General features: G+C 38.0%; 4 protein-coding genes. 3 read left to right on the top strand and 1 reads right to left on the bottom strand.

Annotated elements, in window-relative coordinates; all coding sequences use genetic code 11:
- Window positions 1-354: 354 nt before the first annotated feature.
- Window positions 355-624, bottom strand: coding sequence for a hypothetical protein (locus VMW01_13980; protein HUW07355.1), 270 nt, complete (start codon window positions 622-624; stop codon window positions 355-357).
- A gap of 472 nt (window positions 625-1,096) precedes the next feature.
- Here VMW01_13980 and VMW01_13975 point away from each other — a divergent pair, with 472 nt between their 5' ends.
- The 3 genes from VMW01_13975 to VMW01_13965 form a co-directional block, all read left to right on the top strand.
- On the top strand, window positions 1,097-1,237 hold the full coding sequence (locus VMW01_13975; protein ID HUW07354.1) for a hypothetical protein: 141 nt from the start codon (window positions 1,097-1,099) through the stop codon (window positions 1,235-1,237).
- Window positions 1,234-1,539, top strand: coding sequence for a hypothetical protein (locus VMW01_13970; protein ID HUW07353.1), 306 nt, complete (start codon window positions 1,234-1,236; stop codon window positions 1,537-1,539). Before VMW01_13975 ends, VMW01_13970 begins: the two co-directional genes overlap by 4 nt.
- A gap of 371 nt (window positions 1,540-1,910) precedes the next feature.
- Window positions 1,911-2,615, top strand: a 705-nt coding sequence (locus VMW01_13965) for a hypothetical protein (GenBank protein HUW07352.1), incomplete at its 3' end; no start/stop codon positions are given.

Genomic DNA, 2,615 nt, shown 5'->3' with positions numbered 1-2,615 from the left:
ATCATGATTGCTGCACTTAGAAAAGCTAAAGATTCCAAGCCAAATATCAAACTAATTATTCCAAATATAAATGCTCCAACAACTACCAGCAAAGAAAAAAACAAATTCATTCACTCACCTCTTTTGTCGCTACTTTGGTAGTTTTCGCTACTTTTTTCTTATCGTAATAAAATCTCATTAAAAAAATACATAGCATTGAAGAAACAATAAAGGCCCATATTCCTTCTAGCCATCCAATACATAGCATTGAAGAAACAATAAAGGCCCATCCTTCTAGCCATCCTGTTGAAACTAATACTATTCCCATTCCCATACATACACCTATAACAAAACTAGGATATGATTCCCAAAAATTCATTCCAATTCCCCCAAATTAACATTAATTATCTGGCACTCAATTATCGGCTCTGAAGGAACACATCCTTTAGGAGTGCATCCGGCCATGAATCCATCAATGCAAATAGGAAAGAAGCCATTCTCATCCTGGTTAGGGAAATATAGTTCAGGAGGTGAAGGCCGCAATATATCCATAAGCATAGGCGTGGCGAAGAATATGGCTATAAGGAGAAATAAAACAGTTCCAAGGATTATTACAACTATTGCGTCAAGGGTTTTCTTGTCCATGCAACAATTATGATGGTATGGTATTATAATGCCATACTACCATATCTATTTCAGGTGAGATTAATTGGCTAAGAAACCAGAATTTACAAATTTACAAGTTAAGCAAGATGTTGCCTTTATTATTAGAATGAAGGCATTGACCAGGAGCATTAATGTTAGGGATTTCACTGATTTTGTGCTTAGGTGTGGTCTGGAACAAATTGAACAGGAGGAGGCGAAATAATGGGACATTGGGATAACTTGTTAGATAAGATATATGATTGGCGGGGCGGCAATAAAAAGTCAAGCCATGAGGAGATTAAGAGGTATTCTTCAACAATGGTATTATATTTTGGCATTTTAGCGTTTCTTGGCTTTGTTATTATGCCGGCATTCTTAGAATTTGGCATATTTATTCTATTCCTGGCTACATGGTGCTTTATTTCTATGAGGTACGCTGATTTAATTGATAATTTAAAAAGAAGGGATGCAGATGCCAGTAGATGAAGAATTTGACCCAGAAACCGATTGCTGCATCTGTGAGGAAACAATTGATGAATGGGAAGATGATATTCTGGCCTTTGCCGGAAAGCGATGGCATAAGAAATGTGCGGAAAGCGGTGTTCCTGAATGAATCAAAAAATTAAAGTCTTAGGACTACTAATATTTATTCCATTTTTACTGGTTTTTTTAGTTGTAGGAATACCATTTACCGCAGCTAAAGTAGGAACTTATTTTGGCTTAACTATTGAAGTAAGTGAAACGTGCCAAAAATATACTCCTACTGATTATGTTTTTGTTCATGGTGAAGGAGATTCAGTTATCTCTTTTTTTGCCACAAGAGACTTTTCTTGTTTTTATGTTTTTGATGGCAACTTAATAAAAAAAGATTTTTTTAGAACTATGATGGGAACTATTTTTGAGGTGCCTGAGTGAGTTTAGTTTTTCTTAGCATACTTGAAAATCCATGGCTTCCGGTTACGATTGTTATTGTTTTCATAATACTTTACTCTTTGCACAAAGTCGCAAAAGGCATGGGTATTTTATGAACACTGAAGAACTGTCCAAGAAATTAAGCATTAGGAAGCAACCTTGGGAAACAGATAAGAAATTCGCAATCAGGGTTCAATGGCACTATGAGAAATGGAAAAGGCAGAATTTTCTGGAGGATGATGATTGATTATGTATAGGGGAGCAACTACAAAGTGGAAAGGATTGATTAGAGTTCCAGATAAGAAATTTTTCAATGATAAACGAAAAGCAATTGGTTATCAGTTGATTAAATGAACAGGAAACAACTCCTAACCTTGCTGGCGGTTATTATACTGCCGTTCCTGTTCTATTTGGCAAGGCCCAATCTGGAAGGTGCTGATTCCTATTATTACCTGAATCAGGTCTGCGGGAATAATCCTGTCTGGACCGAAGGCGTTGTTCAAACCATTCTTTTTAGTGGAATATCCTGCAGCCAGTTTAACACGAAATTAATCCTGCTTTTCTGCTTTGGAGTGTCAGTATTTGCGATTGCACTGCTTGGGGAACTGTTTGATGAGAAAGAGGGATGGCTGGCAGGAGTATTTGCGGTTGGGTTGGGGCCGTTGCTGTTCTGGGAGTTTATTAAGTTTGAGAATGACCAATTAGCCTATCCTTTTCTGTTCTTTGCGGTTTACTTCTTCTTTGCGTGGAAAATAGAAAAGAAATGGGAGCAACTGGTGGCTTCAGCACTTTTGATGGTTCTTGCTGGGCTGATTTGGGGAGGCTCATTCTACTGGCTTGTCGGCCTGTCACTTTCCGCACTTCAATTGCTTCCACTTGTGGCAATTGTGCTTTTGTACAAAGGCGGGGAAGTAATAAATCCGCTTCTAAATCTGGGAGTTTCCTATGAAAGCCTGTTTCTGCTGGGAATTGTATGGTTGGGTTTGCTAATCGTTGGATATTTGCACATAAAGAAGGACTATGCCCGTCAAATGCTATTCGGCACTGCGATAATGTTCCTTAATGCCAAGTATGCGTTG

This window comes from Williamwhitmania sp. (genome assembly GCA_035529935.1).
Taxonomy (GTDB): Bacteria; Bacteroidota; Bacteroidia; order Bacteroidales; family Williamwhitmaniaceae; genus Williamwhitmania.
This window is presented reverse-complemented; position numbering and strand designations above follow the sequence as displayed.

What these genes read in the sequence shown, in the direction of transcription:
- VMW01_13980 (HUW07355.1), bottom strand. Translation starts at nt 624, where the DNA reads ATGGACAAGAAAACCCTTGACGCAATAGTTGTAATAATCCTTGGAACT.
- VMW01_13975 (HUW07354.1), top strand. Translation starts at nt 1,097, where the DNA reads ATGCCAGTAGATGAAGAATTTGACCCAGAAACCGATTGCTGCATCTGT.
- VMW01_13970 (HUW07353.1), top strand. Translation starts at nt 1,234, where the DNA reads ATGAATCAAAAAATTAAAGTCTTAGGACTACTAATATTTATTCCATTT.